Below are 18,178 nucleotides of genomic sequence, written 5' to 3'. Positions count from 1 at the left end.
GGATCCAGTGACGAAGTTGGAGATGGCCGACAGTGTGCCGATGCCATCCTGAATGGGCAATCAGGGGCCGGCCTGAACCGTGCGCAGGTCGCCGTACACCACCTGCCCCCGGAAGCCGCGGCGGACCTGCTGGTACAGCTCGCGGAAGGCCGGGTAATCGGCCGGCTCGCACAGCGCCTGCGCACCACGCACGGCGCGCTGGTGCAGGCGGTGACGGGCGACAATCGCCTGCCCCTCGCGCGACCAGGTCAGCGCGTATTCGCCGGCCGCGTTGCGGAACTGCAGGTTGCGCGGCATTGCCACGATCGGCACGCCGGCCGGGAACTCCAACCGGTAGGTCTCCTCGCGCTCGTTGTCGTTGCAGTAGAACGGGGTGCCGTTCTCGGGCGCGGAGGCCGTGGTGTAGATGTCACGGAAAGAGTCGCCGCCCGGCGCATCCGGCAGCGTCATCCCGCCCACCACGCCGAAGTCCACGTAGTCGCTGGCGTGGAAGTCGTAGCGGTAGTTGAAGGGCTGGGTCAGGTCCTGCGGGTCGCCCAACAGGGTGAGCGTGCCGCTGCCATCGAAGCCCGACGAGGCCATGATCGACTCCTCCACGCGCGCCCGGTTCTGCGCGTTGAGCCGTGCGAACGAGCCGCGCAGGCCGATCTCGGCGACCTCGCGCGGCTGCTGCACGGTCTGGCCGGCCAGGCTGCCGCTGGGGTCGAAGCGGAACGTGACCTCGAAACCGCTGCCATTGCGCGCCCCGTCACTGTCCGGCGTGCGGGCCACGACAGCCTGGCGGGTGTGCAGCACCGGCGCGCCCAGATCCCCTTCGGGCAGCTGGCCGAACCGCGCATAGGCACTGGTGGAGTCCAGATACAGGTCGAACTCGGGCACATAGGTGATGGCGTGATTGAAGCGCCCCAACAGCGGAATGGCCGGCAGGGTCGGCCCGCCGCCGGCGCCGATCAGCACCGGGGTGCTGTCGATGCCACGGGCGGCCAGCAGCGCCTCCAGGATCACCACATGGTCCTTGCAGTCGCCGTAGTGGTTGTCGAGGATGCTCTGCGCCGGGTTGGGCTCCAGCCCGCCGTTGCCGAGATACACCGCCACATAGCGGATGTTCTGCGAGACCCAGCGGTACAGCGCGGCAGCCTGCTCGCGGCGGTCGTCGATGCCGCGGGTGACCTCGTCGGCCAGCGCCTGGATGCCCGGCGTCACGCGCGCCGCCTCGCCCCCCTTCACCTGGTAGGCGCGCGCCACCTGTGACCAGTCGCGGTAGGTGCTGGCCATGATGGTGGGACTGAATTCCCACGCGGCCGCCGACCAGTTCTGCACCTGCATCGGATCCGGACGGCGGTAGCGCCAGGTCCAGCTCGCCTGGCCGTCATGGCGCCTGGGCGATGTGCCGCCCTCCACGCCGCGTGCCTGCACGTACATGGGCAGGTTCAATGGTGCGGTCAGGGTCACCTGTGCATCGTCGTACTGGGCAAACACGCTGAAGGTTTCCCACAGGCCGAAGTAGCCCGGGAAGTAAGGCGTGGTCTGGGTGCGGCGGGTCTGGTAGACCACCCGCGTGCCCGGCGCCAGGTTCGGGAACACCACCACCCGCACCTTGCGGTCGGCATACATGGCCGCGGCCGCGCTGGAATAGCTTTCCTGGGTGTAGATGCGGTCGGCCGGCACGTCGCGGCGTTGCCCGTCGGCCGTGAGCGTGTAGGCCGACAGCACCTCCAGCGTTTCCATCTTCTCGCTGTAGCTCAGCCGCACCTGGCTGAACTGCTCGACCGCGGCCTTGGTCTTGAGCAGGATCTCGTATTCCTCGGTCTGCACGTTGCCGGCATCCGGCCGCACCACGTAATCGGCCCGGTAGCGCACGAAGCTGTAGTTGTTGCTGGCCTGGGTGTCGCTGGCGGGCGTTGCTGCGGGTGGTGCGGGTGGCGTGGCCGGCGGGGTCATGGCCGGTACGGGCACCTGCGCCGGTGCGGGCGTCTGGGCGTGGGCCTGCAGCGGGAGCCATGCCAGTGCGCACAACGTCATCCCTATCAAGCGGTTCATGTCGTTCCCTGGGTGCGCAGCCACGCATGGCGTGGCTCTACAAGTTGTTCAGCCACGCAGGGCGTGGCGTTACGGAGTGCGTGGCCACGCAGGGCGTGGCGTTACGGATTGTGCCGCCACGCGGGCGTGGCGTATGCACTTATTTGGGCGGCGGCGGGGCCAGCACGCTGCGGTCGCCGTTGTGCTCGGGCGGACTGACCACGCCGGCCGCTTCCATCGCCTCGATCAGGCGCGCGGCGCGGTTGTAGCCGATCTTGAGCCGGCGCTGCACGCCGGAGATCGACGCGCGGCGGGTCTCGGTGACGATGCGCAGCGCCTCGTCATACAGCGGGTCGGACTCGTCGCCTGCCCCGCCACTGGCCTCCGGCAGGCCACCGGCGCCGACCACGACGCCATCGCCCATCATCTGCACTTCATCCAGCACACCGCTGATGTAATCGGCCGGCCCGCTGGCCTTGAGGTGCTCGACCACGCGGTGCACTTCCTCGTCCGACACGAACGCGCCGTGGACACGGTCCGGCAGCGCGGTGCCCGGCGGCAGGTACAGCATGTCGCCGTGGCCCAGCAGCGTTTCGGCGCCGGACTGGTCCAGGATGGTGCGCGAGTCGATCTTCGAACTGACCTGGAAGCCGATACGCGTCGGGATATTGGCCTTGATCAGGCCGGTGATGACGTCCACCGACGGGCGCTGGGTGGCCAGGATGAGGTGGATGCCGGCCGCACGTGCCTTCTGTGCCAGGCGCGCGATGAGCTCTTCGACCTTCTTGCCGACGATCATCATCATGTCGGCGAATTCGTCGATGAAGATCACGATGAACGGCAGGGTCTCCAGCGGGCGCGGCGCCTCACCCAGTTCCGGGTTCGGCTTGAACAGCGGGTCCATCAGCGGCTGGCCGGCGTCCTCGGCGTCCTTCACCTTCTTGTTGAAGCCGGCCAGGTTGCGCACGCCCACCGCGCTCATCAGCTTGTAGCGCCGCTCCATCTCGGCCACGCACCAGCGCAGGCCGTTGGCGGCCTCCTTCATGTCGGTGACCACCGGCGCCAGCAGGTGCGGAATGCCCTGGTAGACGCTCAGTTCGAGCATCTTCGGGTCGATCATCAGCATCCGCAGGTCTTTCGGCGAGGCCTTGTACAGCAGGCTCAGCACCATCGCGTTGACCGCCACGGACTTGCCCGAGCCGGTGGTACCGGCCACCAGCAGGTGCGGCATGCGGGCCAGGTCGGCCACGGTCGGCCGGCCGGCGATGTCCTTGCCCAGCGCCAGGGTCAGCGGGCTGGTCGACTTGTCGTATTCCTTCGAACGCAGCAGTTCGGAGAGGTAGATCATCTCGCGGGTGACGTTCGGGATTTCCAGACCCACCACCGACTTGCCCGGAATCACGTCGACCACGCGCACCGACTTCACCGACAGGCCGCGGGCGATATCCTTGTCCAGCGAGCTGATCTGGCTGACCTTGATGCCCGGCGCAGGCTCGATCTCGAACCGGGTGATCACCGGACCCGGATAGGCGCCGACCACCTGGGCCTCGATGCGGAAGTCCTTCAGCTTGAATTCGATCTGGCGCGACAGCGTTTCCAGCGTTTCTTCGTCGTAGCCCTTGGGCTGCGGCTTGGGATCGTCCAGCAGCGCCAACGGCGGCAGGTCCGAGCCATCGCCATTGACCCCACGGAACATCGGAATCTGGGTCTCGCGCTTGGCACGGTCGCTCTTCTCCAGCACCGGTTCGGGGCGCGGCTCGATCTTGACCGGCTCGCGCTTGGCGCGGACCTCGGCATCGACCTTGCGCACTTCCTGGCGCTCCTCGCGCATCGCGCGGGTCTGCTGCCATTCGCTGGCCTGCTCCTTCTTTTTGTTGAGCAAGGGCGGCAAGGCCAGCACCGCTCGGCCGATCTTCTCCATCACCACGAACCACGAAATGCCGGTGGCCAGGGTGATCGACGCCAGCAACAGCACCAGCACGAACATGTTGGCGCCCAGCGCGCCGAAGCCAGCACTGAGCGAGTTGCCCACCAGCCGCCCCAGGATGCCGCCGGCATGCGCGACGTCACCACTGAACAGGCGCAGGTGCAGGAAACCGGTGCCGGCAATGAGGAAGCCGACCAGACCCACCAGGCGCAGCGCCGGATCCAGATCATGCTCGCCCTTGCTCTCGCGCTTGAGGCCAAACATCGCGAACCAGGCCAACGCGCCAAGCACGATGGGCAGCACGAACGCGATGTAGCCAAACAGCTGCAGCAGCACGTCGGCGATCCATGCTCCGACCCGTCCGCCCATGTTGTGGATCGGCGCAACCACGCTGCCGGTGTGCGACCAGCCCGGATCTGCGGCCGAATAGGTGAACAGACTGGCCACCAGGTACAGCAGCGCCGGCGCAATGGCGATCAGCCCAAGATCGCGCCACAGCCGCTGCTTGCGCGGGTTTTCGACCGGCGCCGCAGCCGCAGCACGGCGCGACGCCGCTTTGCCGTCGGGAGACTTGGTTCGTTCCGGGACCTGCTTCGCCACCTTAGACCAGACCTTGGGAATGCACTGTTAGTGCTTGATAATAAACGACTGACGCCCCCCAAGGTAGGTACCGACCTTGGTCGGTACGCCCGAAGGCGCCGGCAAGCGTCAAATCCCCGGCGCGCTGGCGATCGACCACCCCGTCGGGTTGCGCCGTTCCACCGCTCGCCTTGAATCGGCCCGCCCCTGCCGCCACTCTATGACCTGTCTTGGACGCCCGGCAATCCTCCGCCAGCGCCCCGCCCCGCCATCTCTTTGCGAGTCTACATGAGCAATTCCAAGCCTTCCCGCCACCAGAAGCTCGTCATCCTCGGCTCCGGCCCCGCCGGCTGGACCGCCGCGGTCTATGCCGCGCGTGCCAACCTGAAGCCGGTCGTCATCACCGGCCTGCAGCAGGGCGGCCAGCTGATGACCACCACCGAGGTGGACAACTGGCCGGGCGACGCGCACGGCCTGATGGGCCCGGACCTGATGGCACGCATGCAGGCCCATGCCGAGCGCTTCGAGACCGAGGTGATCTTCGACCACATCCACACTGCCGACCTGTCCAAGCGCCCGTTCACGCTGATCGGCGACAGCGCCGAGTACACCTGCGACGCGCTCATCATCGCCACCGGCGCCACGGCGAAGTACCTGGGCATTCCGACCGAAGAGGCCTTCAAGGGCCGCGGCGTGTCGGCCTGCGCCACGTGCGACGGCTTCTTCTACCGCGACCAGGACGTGGTCGTGGTCGGCGGTGGCAACACCGCCGTGGAAGAGGCGCTGTACCTGTCCAACATCGCCCGCAAGGTCTACCTGGTCCACCGCCGCGACACGCTCAAGGCGGAAAAGATCATGCAGGACAAGCTGTTCGCCAAGGTCGCGTCCGGCAAGATCGAAACGGTGTGGCACTACCAGGTCGAGGAAGTGCTGGGCAACGACGCCGGCGTCACCGGCGTGCGCGTGAAGTCCACCCTGGACGGCAGCACCCGCGACATCGACGCCCACGGCTTCTTCGTGGCCATCGGCCACCACCCCAACACCAGCCTGTTCGACGGCCAGCTGACCATGAACAACGGCTACCTGGACATTCGCTCGGGCCTGGGCGGCAACGCCACCGAGACCTCGGTGGAAGGCGTGTTCGCGGCCGGCGACGTGGCCGACCAGCATTACCGCCAGGCGATCACCTCGGCCGGCTTCGGCTGCATGGCCGCGCTGGATGCCGAGCGCTACCTGGATGCGAAGGGCGAGCTGGGCTGAGACCACAGGCTCCGTTTCGACCCGAAAGGCCGGCGAGCGATCGCCGGCCTTTCTTTCGCTCCAATGCCACCTACGCCGCCGGCGACGCGCCGGGCCGGGAACAGGTCTGCTGAAACTCGACCGGCGCCGTGGCCACGCCGTCCCCATCGCGCAGCACCACGCTCCAGCGCGCCGTGCCGGCCAGGTTGCCCGCGCAGCGCATTACTACGGTGATGGGTGCATTCGGATCAGCGAATGTGGTCCTGCTGGGCGTGCAGGCGCCCGGACTGCTGCAGTTGGCCGTCGTAAACTCCATCGTGACCGGAAACTGCGGATGGCCGGCAAAGGGCAGCGTAATCTGCTGCGACGCGCCGGTAGCCAGCGAGACATCGGGAATGGGCTGCAGCACGAAGGGCTCGCAGGTTTTGCCCGCGCGGAACAGGCGGACGCCCTTCTCCACCCCCTTCATGGAAGCCGCCCGAAATACCGGATCCTGCAAGGCGGCCGAGTCTTCCGCATTGGAGTGGTAGGCAATCTCCACCAGAACCGAGGGCATGGTGCCGATGCGATTTTCGCCATGACGGCCCGGACTGGCCGTCTGCCTCGCGGGGAAACTCTCGTAGCCCGGTTGCGCTCGAATCAATTCACGCATTCCGCACAGGACGTTTTCTGCCAGAGGACGGTCATCTGGCTTGTCACCGTGGTAATAGACCTCGACGCCCCGAACCGTACCAAGTTCGTGGCCGTTGGTATGCAGGCTGATCAGAGTGCCAACGCCAAGATGATTGGCGTACAGCGGCCGGGTCCGGATGTCTTCTTTTACCTCGCGATCATTGTCGGTGTCGTTTGGAAGCGAGTTCCAGATGTCGGTACGATCTGGCATCAGCGCTTTCAAGTGATATCGCGAGGACAGGTATTCCCACGGCCGGTTCGATTCCGAGTGAAGATCCTGCGAGCGGTTTCGTGCCCGCGTGACAGTTGAACCACCTCGTTCCTCCAACAGCAGCTGCAGCGCGTCACCGTAAGCTGGCGTAATCATGTCCTCGCGAAAGCCGAACGCGTCCGGGCGTTGATAGTCCCAATTCAGCGCCGGATGAACCCGGATCAAGCCATGACTGGATGACACAAGCACGGCCTGATTTCGCGCGTCGATGCGGGCCCGGGGCGGCACGGCAAGCTCCACTGGGTAGTAGTACTTGAGCGGCTTTCCCTGATAGTGAAAATCCACACCGGTGATGGGCAACCCCGCCTGCTCCGCGTAGTGCCGAAGCGTTACGGCCAGCTCATGGAGGAACAGGTCCGCCTCATCAGGACCGGGCAGAAATCCCGGACCAAAATCCGCGAGGATCATCCTGTCGATCATATTGATGGAAACGCTGACATCGACAACGCGAAGCCTTCCACGATCCTGCAGATAGGCCGACACCTTTCTTGATGCCTCCTTTTCGAGCACATGGATCAGCTCGGCATCGACATGCCACGTCGTCGAGGACATCTCAGCCCCTGCCGTGGGCCGCCAACCTTCACCTCCAAGCGCTGAACCTGCCTCTGACCGAGCGGCGCCACTGGCCACCAGCATCACTCCAAAACTCGCCGCAATCAGCGGCAGGTGTTTTCTTACCATCGTGCTTCTCCTTGAATGTCGTTGGCGCATCACCGGATGCGTTCGCGCAATCTGCGCGCTTCACGCCCTTGGCGAGGCGCGCCAACGCACGCTTCTTCCTCGTCGCGGAACAACGTTCTGATCGCATTCCAGAACCCCATCGACCACGTCTGAAATCACCCCTTTCCGATCGCCCTGCCCTATCCTCTAGCCATGCCCGATCCACGTTTTCTCCATCGCCTGTCCGACATCCCCGCCGCCGACTGGGACGCCCTGCACGACGGCCGCAACCCGTTTGTGAGCCACGCCTTTCTTTCGGGGCTGGAGGAGTACGGGTGTCTGCGTGCGGAATGGGGCTGGCGGCCGCGCCACTTCACGCTGTGGGACGGCGAGACGCTGCGGGCGGCCATCCCCGGCTACCTGAAGGACAACTCGCACGGCGAGTTCGTGTTCGACCACGCCTGGGCCCATGCCTACGAGCGGCACGGGCTGGCGTACTTCCCGAAGTGGCTGGGGGCGGTGCCGTACTCGCCGGTGACCGGGCCGCGCCTGCTGGCGGCCGACGACGCCGGCCGGTCGCAACTGGTCCAGGCACTGCGCAGCGAGGTCGCACGGAGGGGCTGGTCGTCGGCGCACATCAACTTCCATCCGGCCACCGACGACCCGGCGTTCGGCGCCGACTGGCTGCTGCGCGAGGACATCCAGTTCCAGTGGCACAACCCGGGCCACTGGCAGGACTTCGACGGCTTCCTGGCCGCGATGGACCACAAGCACCGCAAGAACATCCGCCAGGAACGCGCCAAGCTGGCCCGCACCGGGGTCACCTATCGGATCGTGCATGGCGATGAGGCCACCGAGGCCGACCTGCTGGCCATGCATCAGTTCTACCTGCAGACCTTCAGCGAGTACGGCAACTCGCCGGCGCTGACCCTGCCTTTCCTGCGCCACCTGGCCACGACGATGCCGCGCCAACTGGTGATCTTCCTGGCGATGCTCGACGACGCGCCCGTGGCCGGCGCGCTGTGCCTGCGCGGCGGCGATACGCTGTATGGCCGCTACTGGGGCGGCGCGACCCTGCCCGGGCTGCACTTTGAAACCTGTTACTACCAGGGCATCGCGTACTGCCTGCGCGAAGGGCTGAGCCGGTTTGAACCCGGCGCCCAGGGCGAGCACAAGCTGGCGCGTGGCTTCCTGCCACATACCGTGCGCAGTCGCCACTGGATCGCCGAGCCGGACTTCGCAGGCGCACTGGCCGGCTGGTGCCGCCAGGAACGCGAAGAGGTCGCGCAGTATGCCAACGCACTGGCCGCGCACAGCCCCTTCAAGGCCCCGGACGCCGCATGAGCCGGCACCTGCCCTGGCTGCTGGACGAACGCCCCGACGCCCCGTTCCCCCCGGCGGAAACCGCGCTGCGTGATCCGGATGGGCTGCTGGCGATAGGCGGCGACCTTTCCTCGGTGCGGCTGCTCAACGCCTACGCCGGCGGCGTGTTTCCGTGGTTCTCTGCCGGGCAGCCGCTGCTGTGGTGGTCGCCGGACCCGCGCATGGTGTTCCGCACCGACGGCGTGCACCTGTCGGCACGGTTTCGGCGCAGCCTGCGCTCCAGCACCTGGACCCTGCGCGCCGACACCTGCTTCGAACAGGTCATGCAGGCCTGCGCCGCCAGCCCCCGGCCCGGCCAGGACGGCACGTGGATCACCGACACCATGGTCGAGGCCTATGTGGCGCTGCATGCGTTGGGCTACGCGCATTCGGTCGAGGCATTCGACGGCGACAGGCTGGTGGGTGGGATCTACGGCGTGGCCATCGGCCGGATGTTCTTCGGCGAAAGCATGTTCAGCGCCGCCAGCGGCGGCTCCAAGGTGGCACTGGCCGGGCTCGCCCATCGTTTACGCGACTGGGGCTGGCCATTGATCGATGCGCAGGTGGAGAACGACCACCTGTTGCGGATGGGGGCGGAACACTGGGCGCGGGAGCGGTTCCTGGGGGTGGTGCGCGAACAGGTAAATGCCGTTGAGCCGGTCGGCGCATGGACGGAGCGGTTCGGGGCGCTTTCCGCCGCATCGTTGGCCTGAGTCGCCCGATATCGTGAAGGCCGGCCAACGGCCGGCGCGCCCGCCGCACGGGCGGTTAACACAAACTTTGCATCCAAAGGGAAGTGCGCGTAAAATGCCCGCTCTTAAGGCCAGCTCGGCCGTTTATTGAACTGCACAGGACTACATGTCGAAAGACGACTCCATCGAGTTCGAAGGCACCGTCAAAGAGACGCTGCCTAACACCACTTTCCGCGTCCAACTGGAAAACGGGCACATCATCGTCGCCCATATTTCCGGCCGCATGCGCAAGAACTACATCCGTATTCTGACGGGCGACAAGGTCAAGGTCGAAATGACGCCCTACGACCTGACCAAGGGCCGCATCACCTACCGCATGAAGTAAGCGGTACGGGGCGGCTTCCCAACAGAAGTCACGCCAGAAGGCCGGCTATACGCTGGCCTTTTTGCGTGGGCGCCATTCAGCCTGGCTCCCCCTGCCAAGCGGCACCCTGACCCTCCACACCCTGCCGACGGTCAGGCTGCCTTGGTGCAGATTCGCCCGTGACCCAGGGGGCGCATTGTGACGTCCGGTCCACTCCGGATCGTCATCGCCTGGCCCCGTCATGAAGAATTTGTTTACCATTGGCCTGCTTGCCGCCGCCTGCCTTGCCGGCGCGGCATCGGCCCAGACCGCACCCGCGGCACCGGCAGCACAGCCGGGGTCGGACTGCATCGCGCTCTCGAGCGACCAGCAGGTGGTCCGCAAGGACGCCGATCGCAGCATCCTGTTGCGCAATGGCAGCGACCACTACATCGTGCGTTTCGCCAACTCCTGCGGCAGCGCAAGCACTTCGAAAAAGCTGAAATTCGTCACGCCCGGCCGGGAAGACCAGCTGTGCGGCGCCCGCGCCAGCAAGCTGCGCACCGACACGCAGTTCTGCGATGTAACCGCTCTGGAGCCGATCACGGCCGACGCATTCGCGAGCCGCGCGCGGCGTTGAGCGCATGAAAAAAGCGCCCCTTGGGGCGCTTTTTTTGATGTGGTGACCTGCCCTTATTCCACGGTGGCCGGCAGGCGGCGCTCCGGCTCGGCCTGGGTCTCGACGAACAGCTCGTCGTCGCGCACGTCGATGCTGACGCGCCCGCCATTGACCAGCTTGCCGAACAGCAGCTCGTCGGCCAACGGACGCTTGACCTTGTCCTGGATCACACGCGCCATCGGGCGGGCGCCCATCAGCGGGTCGAAGCCGTGGCGGGCCAGCCAGTCGCGCGCGGTCGGGGTCGCCGACAGGCTGACGTGCTTTTCCTGGAGCAGCATCTCCAGCTCGATCAGGAACTTGTCCACCACGCGCAGGATGTGCTCGAAGCCCAGCGGCTGGAACTGCACCACCGCATCGAGGCGGTTGCGGAATTCCGGCGTGAAGCTCTTGCGGATGATCTCCATCGCGTCGGTGGCGTGGTCCTGCCGGGTAAAGCCGATCGAACGCCGCGAGGCCTGGGCCGCGCCGGCATTGGTGGTCATCACCAGCACCACGTTCTTGAAGTTGGCCTCACGCCCGTTGGTGTCGGTCAGCACGCCACGGTCCATGACCTGCAGCAGGATGTTGAAGATGTCCGGGTGGGCCTTCTCCACCTCGTCCAGCAACAGCACGCAGTGCGGGGTCTTGACGATCTTCTCGGTGAGCAGGCCGCCCTGGTCGAAGCCGACATAGCCCGGGGGCGCACCGATCAGGCGACTGATCGAATGCGGCTCCATGTACTCGCTCATGTCGAAGCGGACCAGTTCGATGCCCAGCTGCAGCGCCAGCTGCTTGGTCACCTCGGTCTTGCCCACGCCGGTGGGGCCGGCGAACAGGAAGTTGCCGATCGGCTTTTCGGGGTTGGCCAGCCCGGAACGCGCCAGCTTGATCGCCGACGCCAGGGTCTCGATCGCCGGATCCTGACCGAAGATCACCATCTTCAGGTTGCGCTCGAGGTGCTGCAGCACATCCTTGTCGGTGGCGCTGACCTGCTTGGCCGGAATGCGCGCCATCTTGGCCACGATCGTCTCGATTTCCTCGATGTCGATCAGTTCCTTGCGCTCACCCTCGGGCAGCAGCCGCTGGCGCGCGCCGGCTTCGTCGATCACGTCGATGGCCTTGTCCGGCAGCAGGCGGTCGCCGATGTGCTTGACCGACAGGTCCACCGCCGCCTGCAGCGCATCGTCGGCGTAGGTCACGCCGTGGTGCGCCTCGTAGCGGGGCTTGAGGCCCTGCAGGATTTCGTAGGTCTCGCCGACCGTCGGCTCGACGATGTCGATCTTCTGGAAGCGACGGGCAAGGGCCCGGTCCTTCTCGAAGATGCCGCGGTATTCCTGGAACGTGGTGGAGCCGATGCAGCGCAGCTCGCCCGACGCCAGCGCCGGCTTGATCAGGTTGGAGGCGTCCATGGTGCCACCCGACGCCGAGCCGGCGCCGATGATGGTGTGGATCTCGTCGATGAACAGCACCGCGTTGGGCATCTTCTTCAGCGCGGTGAGCACGCCCTTGAGCCGCTTCTCGAAGTCGCCGCGGTACTTGGTGCCCGCCACCAGCGCGCCCAGGTCGAGCGAGTAGATGACCGCATCGGCCAGCACGTCGGGCACGGAGCCTTCCACAATGCGCTTGGCCAGGCCTTCGGCGATGGCGGTCTTGCCCACGCCGGCCTCACCCACGTACAGCGGGTTGTTCTTGCGGCGGCGGCACAGCACCTGGATGGTGCGCTCGATCTCGTCGCGGCGGCCGACCAGCGGGTCGATCCGGCCATTGCGCGCGGCCTCGTTGAGGTTGCTGGCGAACTCGGCCAGGGCATCGCCCTTGCCTTCGCCATCGCCCCCTTCGGCGCGCCCCTCGGCATCGGCCGACGGCGGCACCTCTCCGTCCTCACCCAGCTTGGCGATGCCGTGGGAGAGGTAATTGACGATATCCAGCCGGGTCACATCCTGCTGGTTCAGGTAATAGACGGCATGAGAGTCCTTTTCGCCGAAGATGGCGACCAGCACATTGGCGCCGGTGACCTCCTTCTTGCCCGAGGACTGCACGTGGTACACGGCCCGCTGCAGCACGCGCTGGAACCCCAGCGTGGGCTGGGTGTCGCGGCCATCGTCTTCAGCCAGGCGCGAGACCGAGGCCTCGATGGCCTGCTCCAGTTCCTGGCGCAGGCGTTCGGCGTCCGCCCCGCAGGCCTTGAGCACGGCCTGGGCGGACGGGTTGTCGAGCAGTGCCAAGAGCAGGTGTTCCACCGTCATGAACTCATGCCGGGCCTCACGGGCGCGCTTGTAGCACTGACCGATGGTGTGTTCGAGGTCTTTACTGAACATGTTCTACTCCGGCGGCAGTTGAGAACAATATGCGGCCTTGCAGCGCAATTTCCATCACCCTAGCGGATCGGTGCGTTCAGATGGCGTTATCACTTCCACGATCATGCCCCAGACACCGCCAGCATTGGCAGCCCACCCGTGATGGCGACGTCATCGCCCCATTGCAAGCACCCCCGCCCGCAGGCGGCCCCCGGGTGCTCTTTCCCATCATGGACGGCCTGAAGGGCCGGGAACGGCCACCGGTGGGCTTCGGCGGGTCTACACGTCGGATGGATTGTCCCACCCGTTGATCCGGGATCAATCAACCGGACGGCAGGAACCCGTTCTATCCGGTCTTTTCCATCGTGCACAGCAGCGGATGCTGGTTCATGCGCGAGAATTCGTTGACCTGGGCGACCTTGGATTCGGCCACTTCGCGGGTAAACACCCCGCATACGCCGCGGCCACGGGTGTGGACGTGGAGCATCACCTGGGTGGCCTTGTCCAGGTCCATGGCGAAGAAGCTCTGCAGCACGGTCACCACGAAATCCATCGGGGTGTAGTCGTCGTTCAACAGCATCACCTGGTAGAACGGCGGCGGCGCGACCTCCGGCCGGGCCGGTTCCAGCGCTACGCCGTGGTCGTGATGAGGTTCTTGGGAGGGCTCGCGGGGCATCCGGACATTATAAACGCCGGACCGGCCAGATTGGACGTTGCCCCCCTGCCCCCGTCACAATCCACTCATCCGTACACACTTTCACAGGGATTTCATGAAAAGGATCGCCACCGCGCTGCTGCTGACCGCCACCGTCTTCGGGGCCCAGGCCGCTGCGCCCGACAAGGCCGTCGGCCGCGTGCTGGACACGCTGAAGTACCCCTATGAGGTGGACGAGGACGGCGACTACAAGATGGTCTTCGACGTCGAAGGCGACCGCACCCAGCTGGTGTTCGTGCGCTCGACGGTCGAGGAATACGGCAAGCACAAGATCCGCGAGATCTGGTCGCCGGGCTACAACGCGCCGGGCAAGCAGTTCTCGGCCGCCGTGGCCAACCGCCTGCTGGAAGACTCCCAGGACGCCAAGCTGGGCGCATGGGTCAAGCAGGACCAGATGGCCATGTTCGTGGTCAAGGTCGATGCCAATGCCAGCGCCGACGCGCTCAGCGACGCGATCGACGCGGCCATGCGCACCGCCGACGCAATGGAAGCCGAGCTCACCAAGACGGACGAATACTGAGGTGAACGCCGCGCAGGACCCGCGCTGGGCACCGCACGTCACCGTGGCCACCGTGGTGGTGCGCGACGGTCAGCTGTTGCTGGTGGAGGAATCCATTGACGGCCGTGCCGTGCTCAATCAGCCGGCCGGCCACCTCGAACCGGGTGAAAGCCTGGCGGCGGCGGCCGTGCGCGAGACCCTGGAAGAGACCGGCTGGACGGTGGCGTTGACCGCCTTCATCGGCACCTACCAGTGGACCGCCCCGGACGGCACGCCCTTCCTGCGCTTCGCCTACGCGGCCGAACCGGTCTCGCACGACCCGGCGCGCGCGCTGGACGCCGGGATCCTGCGCGCCCTGTGGCTGGCACCCGACGCCCTGAAGGCCGAGGCCGCGCGCCTTCGCAGCCCGCTGGTGTGGGCGGTGGTGGCCGACTATCTGGCCGGCCAGCGCCACCCGCTGTCGCTGGTGAGGGAGACCGCATGAGCACGCCGCGGATCATGGTGGGCGTCTCCGGCGGCGTGGATTCGTCGGTGGCGGCCTGGCGGCTGGTGCAGCAGGGCGAGCCCGTAGCCGGCTTGTTCATGCAGAACTGGGCCGATGACGGCAGCGGCGACTGCCGTGCCGAGGACGACCGCCGCGACGCCGTGGCGGTCTGCGGCCTGCTCGGCATCCCGTTCCATTTCCGCGATTTCTCCGGCGAGTACTGGGCGGGCGTGTTCGAGCACTTCCTGGCCGAATACGCGGCCGGGCGCACCCCCAACCCGGACGTGCTGTGCAACCGCGAGGTCAAGTTCAAGCACTTCCTGGATGCCGCGCGTGAACTGGGTGCCGAGCGCATCGCCACCGGCCATTACGCCCGCGTGGCGCAGCTGGGCGGGCGCTGGGCGCTGCTGCGCGGCGCCGACCGCAGCAAGGACCAGAGCTACTTCCTGCACCAGCTGGGCCAGACCCAGCTGGCCGCCACCCTGTTCCCGATCGGCGACCTGCAGAAGAACGACCTGCGCCGGATCGCCCGCGATGCGCGCCTGCCGACCCATGCCAAGAAGGATTCCACCGGCATCTGCTTCATCGGCGAGCGCGACTTCCGCGAGTTCCTGGGCCGCTACCTGCCGGCCCGTACCGGCGAGATCCAGGACCCGGACGGCAACCGCATCGCCGAACACCCCGGCGTGTTCTATTTCACCCTGGGCCAGCGCGAGGGCTTGAACATCGGCGGCGTGCGCGGCCGTCCGGCGGCGCCGTGGTATGTGGTGGGCAAGGACGTGGCCAGCAACGTGCTGTATGTGGACCAGGACCGCGAGAGCCCGTGGCTGCAGTCCACCCGGCTGCACTCGGAGACCGCCCACTGGATCGCCGGCGCCCCGCCCGCGCGGCAGTTCGAGTGCACCGCGCAGACCCGCTACCGCCAGCCCGACGAGCCCTGCACGGTGCGCGTGCGCGACGACGGCACGCTGGAGGTGCGCTTCGCGCGGCCGCAGCGTGCCGTCACCCCCGGTCAATCCCTGGTGCTGTATGACGACGAGGTCTGCCTGGGTGGCGCGGTGATCGCCGCCACCGACGCGCCGCTGGAGCAGCGCCTGCGCACCACCCCTTCCCCCTTTGAGGTATCTGCTGCATGAGTTTTTCCGTCGACGACCGCGTTCTTGCCCTGGCCGGCATCGCCCAGGCGCTGCAGCAGGTGCGCCGCATCGCCGAAACCGGCCATTCCGAGGCCAGCGTGGTCCGCACGGCGATCGACAGCGTGTTCAGGATCGACGCCGACAGCCCGCAGGCGATCTACGGCAGCGCCACCAACGTGGCGCCGGGCCTGCGCCTGCTGCACAACTACTTCCGCAACCAGGGCCAGGACGAGATGTTGCCGCGGCTGGCGCTGGCGGTGCTGCAGCTGGAGCGACGCTTCGTCCGTGAGCAGGCGGTGGTCGATCAGGTCAGCCAGGGCATCGAACGCGCCCGGCGCCAGTCGATCGAGCTGGGCGACAGCGCCCATCCGGACGTGCTGGCCGCCCTGGGCGGCCTGTATGCCGACACCATCAGCCACCTCAAGCCGCGGGTGATGGTGCAGGGCAACCCGCACTACCTGGGCCAGGCCGGCGTGGTCGCCGAGATCCGCGCCCTGCTGCTGGCCGCCGTGCGTTCGGCGGTGCTGTGGCGGCAGACCGGCGGGCAGTATTGGGATTTCCTGATTTCGCGCAAGGCGATGATCGAGGCTGTTGACCGTCAGCTGCGCTGACGGAAAGGAGTGACGACCAACGGTCGTCACCTACCGGGAGACGGTGTCGGGTTGCCACGCATGGCGTGGCACTACGCGCGCGTTGGGGGTAGAGCCACGCCATGCGTGGCTGCGGACGGCAGGTGCACGAAAAATGTGCGCTGTGCCTAAAGCAAACGGGGGTACGGCCGATACATCCTCCGTGCACCTCCCCGAGAACGTCCATGTACTCACGCATTTTCACTAGTCTGGCCGCCCCCCTGGTCCTGACCCTGCTGCTCCCCTTCGCCATCGGCTTCGAGTGGCCCGCCGCTCTGCGCTGGGCGATCCTGACCACGATGACGCTCAGTTGGCTGGGGTTCGCGTGGTGGACCGCCCGCGCCCAGACCCAGCGCTCGCCCGAGCATGCCCGCATGATGCGGGAGCAGGACCAGCTGCTGACCGATCTGCGCGCCTTTGTCGGCAACGAAATCGATGGGTCGCGCGGCGAGATCGAACGCGCCCGTGACCTGATCCGCCAGGCCGTGGCCGGCCTGGGTGGCAGCTTCGAGGCCATGAACCGCAAGTCCCGCCAGCAGAGCCAGGCATTGGCCCGCATCGTGGACCGCGCCGGTGATGACGGCGGCGCCGGGGTCGACGTGGCCCGCTTCGCCCAGCATGCCAGCCACCGCATGGAACAGCTGGTGGAGGCGCTGGAACAGGTCAGCGGCCAGAGCAGCACCACCGTGCAGCACATCGACCAGATGGCGCAGCACCTGGATGGCATCTTCGCGCTGCTGGAAGACGTCAAGTCGATCGCCGACCAGACCAACCTGCTGGCCCTGAACGCCGCCATCGAAGCCGCGCGTGCCGGTGAGGCAGGCCGAGGCTTCGCCGTGGTCGCCGACGAGGTCCGCAACCTGTCCGAGCGTTCCACCACCTTCAACGAGCAGATCCGCAAGCTGGCGCACAGCTCCAAGGACGCCATCGCCAAGGTGCGCGAGACGGTCTCCAACATGGCCTCCCGCGACATGGACCGCTCCCGCGAAGCCCGCCACGAAGCGGCGCAGATGCTGGACAACGTGGCCCAGATCAACGCGTCGCTGGGCGACGGCATGCGCGAGATTTCCGAGTGCGGCCGTTCCATCGACAGCAGCGTGGCCGAAGCGGTGCGCGCCCTGCAGTTCGAGGACATCGCTACCCAGGCCCTGGGCGGCGTGCACACCCACCTGGACCGCCTGACCTCGATCAACCGCGAAGCCGTGGCCCTGCAGGAACTGCTGCACCGCAATGGCGGCGTGTTCGACGCCGAGGTCGCCAGCGCCCTGCAGCGCACCGGCAGCCGCCTGCGTGAAATGCGCAGCGAATGGGAGCGCCCGCCGCACAAGCCGGTGAGCCAGCAGAGCATGGCCGCTGGCGCGGTCGAACTGTTCTGACCCTTGATGCGTGCCGGCAACGGCATCCACGACGGCCCCGGCACTCCCGGGGCTTTCGTGCGTTCACCCCGCCCCCGCCGCAGATGACCGCCTCATGCTGTTGAACACCCTTTCCAGCCATGCCGCAACCGCCAGCAACAGCCTGGCGTCCGACGGCGTGGCCGATGTTGTTCGGGCGCCTGCGGCACCGCTCACGCCGCCCAAGGGGCGCGCGCTGCTGGTGGCATTGGAGCAACTGGCGCAACGGGAGCTGGCCGCCCTTGTCGCCACGCAGCCGGCAATGGCCGCGCCGCATCCAGACCCCGCGTTCGCGGCATTGGCGTGGGATTTGGGATTGAGCGGAGACGAGGTCGACAGATCCCGATCCCAATGGGCCCGTAACGGTTCGTAGCCCCGAAGAGAACGGCAGGAGCCGTTCTCTTCGGCGCATCGCGCCGGCCCGAAGGGTGCCCGCCAGGACGGCGGGCATAACGTTGGCCGGAAACCGCGCGCAGCGCGGCACAAGCATCCGAAGCCGCTCGATGACGGCTCGCGACCAACCTACCGACGTTTGGACGTACCGAAGCCAACGGTAGCGCCGGGCTCTGCCCGGCGGCTCTCCGTTCAGGGGTCATGAACAC

Annotated in this window: 16 protein-coding genes; 11 read left to right on the top strand and 5 right to left on the bottom strand. The window is 66.9% G+C overall.

The genetic code is table 11. From position 1 onward, the window contains the following. Positions 1-60 precede the first annotated feature (60 nt). The gene (locus ACOZHM_RS00080; protein ID WP_421567459.1) at positions 61-2,022 is read right to left on the bottom strand and encodes a DUF3857 domain-containing protein; all 1,962 of its coding nucleotides are present in this window, start codon (positions 2,020-2,022) and stop codon (positions 61-63) included. A gap of 157 nt (positions 2,023-2,179) precedes the next feature. Beyond that, entirely contained in the window at positions 2,180-4,546 is a 2,367-nt protein-coding gene (locus tag ACOZHM_RS00075; RefSeq protein WP_421566857.1) for a DNA translocase FtsK, read from the bottom strand. A 267-nt stretch (positions 4,547-4,813) separates the two neighbouring features. Between ACOZHM_RS00075 and trxB the strand changes: the two genes are divergently transcribed. Further along, on the top strand, positions 4,814-5,785 hold the full coding sequence (gene trxB, locus ACOZHM_RS00070) for a thioredoxin-disulfide reductase (RefSeq protein ID WP_421566855.1): 972 nt from the start codon (positions 4,814-4,816) through the stop codon (positions 5,783-5,785). Positions 5,786-5,855: 70 nt separating this feature from the next. Here the strand turns inward: trxB and ACOZHM_RS00065 are convergent, their stop codons facing one another. Then, complete coding sequence (locus tag ACOZHM_RS00065) at positions 5,856-7,259, bottom strand: N-acetylmuramoyl-L-alanine amidase family protein (protein WP_421566853.1); 1,404 nt, start codon at positions 7,257-7,259, stop codon at positions 5,856-5,858. Positions 7,260-7,580: 321 nt separating this feature from the next. On the opposite strand from ACOZHM_RS00065, the gene ACOZHM_RS00060 reads away from it, so the two are divergent. The 4 genes from ACOZHM_RS00060 to ACOZHM_RS00045 all read left to right on the top strand — a co-directional run bounded on the left by ACOZHM_RS00060 (position 7,581) and on the right by ACOZHM_RS00045 (position 10,404). Next, positions 7,581-8,711, top strand: a complete 1,131-nt coding sequence (locus tag ACOZHM_RS00060) for a GNAT family N-acetyltransferase (RefSeq protein WP_421566851.1) — start codon at positions 7,581-7,583, stop codon at positions 8,709-8,711. After that, a complete protein-coding gene (aat, locus tag ACOZHM_RS00055) occupies positions 8,708-9,442 on the top strand; it encodes a leucyl/phenylalanyl-tRNA--protein transferase (RefSeq protein WP_421566849.1) in 735 nt (244 codons plus the stop codon). Before ACOZHM_RS00060 ends, aat begins: the two co-directional genes overlap by 4 nt. A 145-nt stretch (positions 9,443-9,587) precedes the next feature. Next, positions 9,588-9,806 carry a translation initiation factor IF-1 gene (gene infA / locus ACOZHM_RS00050; protein WP_421566847.1) on the top strand — a complete coding sequence of 73 codons (219 nt, stop codon included), beginning with the start codon at positions 9,588-9,590 and terminating at the stop codon, positions 9,804-9,806. Between the two features lie 220 nt (positions 9,807-10,026). After that, positions 10,027-10,404 (top strand): hypothetical protein, encoded by a 378-nt coding sequence (locus ACOZHM_RS00045; protein WP_421566845.1) that lies wholly within the window; start codon positions 10,027-10,029, stop codon positions 10,402-10,404. A gap of 53 nt (positions 10,405-10,457) precedes the next feature. Here ACOZHM_RS00045 and clpA read toward each other — a convergent pair whose 3' ends face one another. Then, positions 10,458-12,740 carry an ATP-dependent Clp protease ATP-binding subunit ClpA gene (clpA, locus tag ACOZHM_RS00040; protein ID WP_421566843.1) on the bottom strand — a complete coding sequence of 761 codons (2,283 nt, stop codon included), beginning with the start codon at positions 12,738-12,740 and terminating at the stop codon, positions 10,458-10,460. Positions 12,741-13,065: 325 nt separating this feature from the next. Further along, positions 13,066-13,395, bottom strand: a complete 330-nt coding sequence (gene clpS / locus ACOZHM_RS00035) for an ATP-dependent Clp protease adapter ClpS (protein ID WP_313341811.1) — start codon at positions 13,393-13,395, stop codon at positions 13,066-13,068. Between the two features lie 94 nt (positions 13,396-13,489). On the opposite strand from clpS, the gene ACOZHM_RS00030 reads away from it, so the two are divergent. The 6 genes from ACOZHM_RS00030 to ACOZHM_RS00005 all read left to right on the top strand — a co-directional run bounded on the left by ACOZHM_RS00030 (position 13,490) and on the right by ACOZHM_RS00005 (position 17,949). Next, entirely contained in the window at positions 13,490-13,954 is a 465-nt protein-coding gene (locus ACOZHM_RS00030) for a hypothetical protein (protein ID WP_421566841.1), read from the top strand. Position 13,955: 1 nt separating this feature from the next. Continuing rightward, positions 13,956-14,417 (top strand): NUDIX hydrolase, encoded by a 462-nt coding sequence (locus ACOZHM_RS00025; RefSeq protein WP_421566839.1) that lies wholly within the window; start codon positions 13,956-13,958, stop codon positions 14,415-14,417. Next, complete coding sequence (gene mnmA, locus ACOZHM_RS00020) at positions 14,414-15,553, top strand: tRNA 2-thiouridine(34) synthase MnmA (protein ID WP_421566837.1); 1,140 nt, start codon at positions 14,414-14,416, stop codon at positions 15,551-15,553. Before ACOZHM_RS00025 ends, mnmA begins: the two co-directional genes overlap by 4 nt. Next, positions 15,550-16,164: a high frequency lysogenization protein HflD gene (hflD, locus tag ACOZHM_RS00015; RefSeq protein ID WP_421566835.1), complete on the top strand. Its 615-nt coding sequence runs from the start codon at positions 15,550-15,552 to the stop codon at positions 16,162-16,164. The genes mnmA and hflD overlap by 4 nt, the downstream gene beginning before the upstream one ends. Positions 16,165-16,367: 203 nt before the next feature. Next, complete coding sequence (locus tag ACOZHM_RS00010; protein ID WP_421566833.1) at positions 16,368-17,558, top strand: methyl-accepting chemotaxis protein; 1,191 nt, start codon at positions 16,368-16,370, stop codon at positions 17,556-17,558. Positions 17,559-17,652: 94 nt separating this feature from the next. Beyond that, positions 17,653-17,949, top strand: coding sequence for a hypothetical protein (locus ACOZHM_RS00005; protein ID WP_421566831.1), 297 nt, complete (start codon positions 17,653-17,655; stop codon positions 17,947-17,949). The last annotated feature ends 229 nt before the right edge of the window (positions 17,950-18,178 follow it).

Origin of the sequence: Stenotrophomonas sp. PD6 (genome assembly GCF_049199305.1) — a bacterium.
Classification (GTDB): domain Bacteria; phylum Pseudomonadota; class Gammaproteobacteria; order Xanthomonadales; family Xanthomonadaceae; genus Stenotrophomonas.
The sequence above is the reverse complement of the archived record's forward strand: the minus strand, read 5'-3'. Positions and strand labels throughout refer to the sequence as shown.

Coding starts and splice junctions, on each gene's coding strand:
- ACOZHM_RS00080 (WP_421567459.1), bottom strand. CDS start 2,022: ATGACGTTGTGCGCACTGGCATGGCTCCCGCTGCAGGCCCACGCCCAG.
- trxB (WP_421566855.1), top strand. CDS start 4,814: ATGAGCAATTCCAAGCCTTCCCGCCACCAGAAGCTCGTCATCCTCGGC.
- ACOZHM_RS00065 (WP_421566853.1), bottom strand. CDS start 7,259: ATGTCCTCGACGACGTGGCATGTCGATGCCGAGCTGATCCATGTGCTC.
- ACOZHM_RS00060 (WP_421566851.1), top strand. CDS start 7,581: ATGCCCGATCCACGTTTTCTCCATCGCCTGTCCGACATCCCCGCCGCC.
- aat (WP_421566849.1), top strand. CDS start 8,708: ATGAGCCGGCACCTGCCCTGGCTGCTGGACGAACGCCCCGACGCCCCG.
- infA (WP_421566847.1), top strand. CDS start 9,588: ATGTCGAAAGACGACTCCATCGAGTTCGAAGGCACCGTCAAAGAGACG.
- ACOZHM_RS00045 (WP_421566845.1), top strand. CDS start 10,027: ATGAAGAATTTGTTTACCATTGGCCTGCTTGCCGCCGCCTGCCTTGCC.
- clpA (WP_421566843.1), bottom strand. CDS start 12,740: ATGTTCAGTAAAGACCTCGAACACACCATCGGTCAGTGCTACAAGCGC.
- clpS (WP_313341811.1), bottom strand. CDS start 13,395: ATGCCCCGCGAGCCCTCCCAAGAACCTCATCACGACCACGGCGTAGCG.
- ACOZHM_RS00030 (WP_421566841.1), top strand. CDS start 13,490: ATGAAAAGGATCGCCACCGCGCTGCTGCTGACCGCCACCGTCTTCGGG.
- mnmA (WP_421566837.1), top strand. CDS start 14,414: ATGAGCACGCCGCGGATCATGGTGGGCGTCTCCGGCGGCGTGGATTCG.
- hflD (WP_421566835.1), top strand. CDS start 15,550: ATGAGTTTTTCCGTCGACGACCGCGTTCTTGCCCTGGCCGGCATCGCC.
- ACOZHM_RS00010 (WP_421566833.1), top strand. CDS start 16,368: ATGTACTCACGCATTTTCACTAGTCTGGCCGCCCCCCTGGTCCTGACC.
- ACOZHM_RS00005 (WP_421566831.1), top strand. CDS start 17,653: ATGCTGTTGAACACCCTTTCCAGCCATGCCGCAACCGCCAGCAACAGC.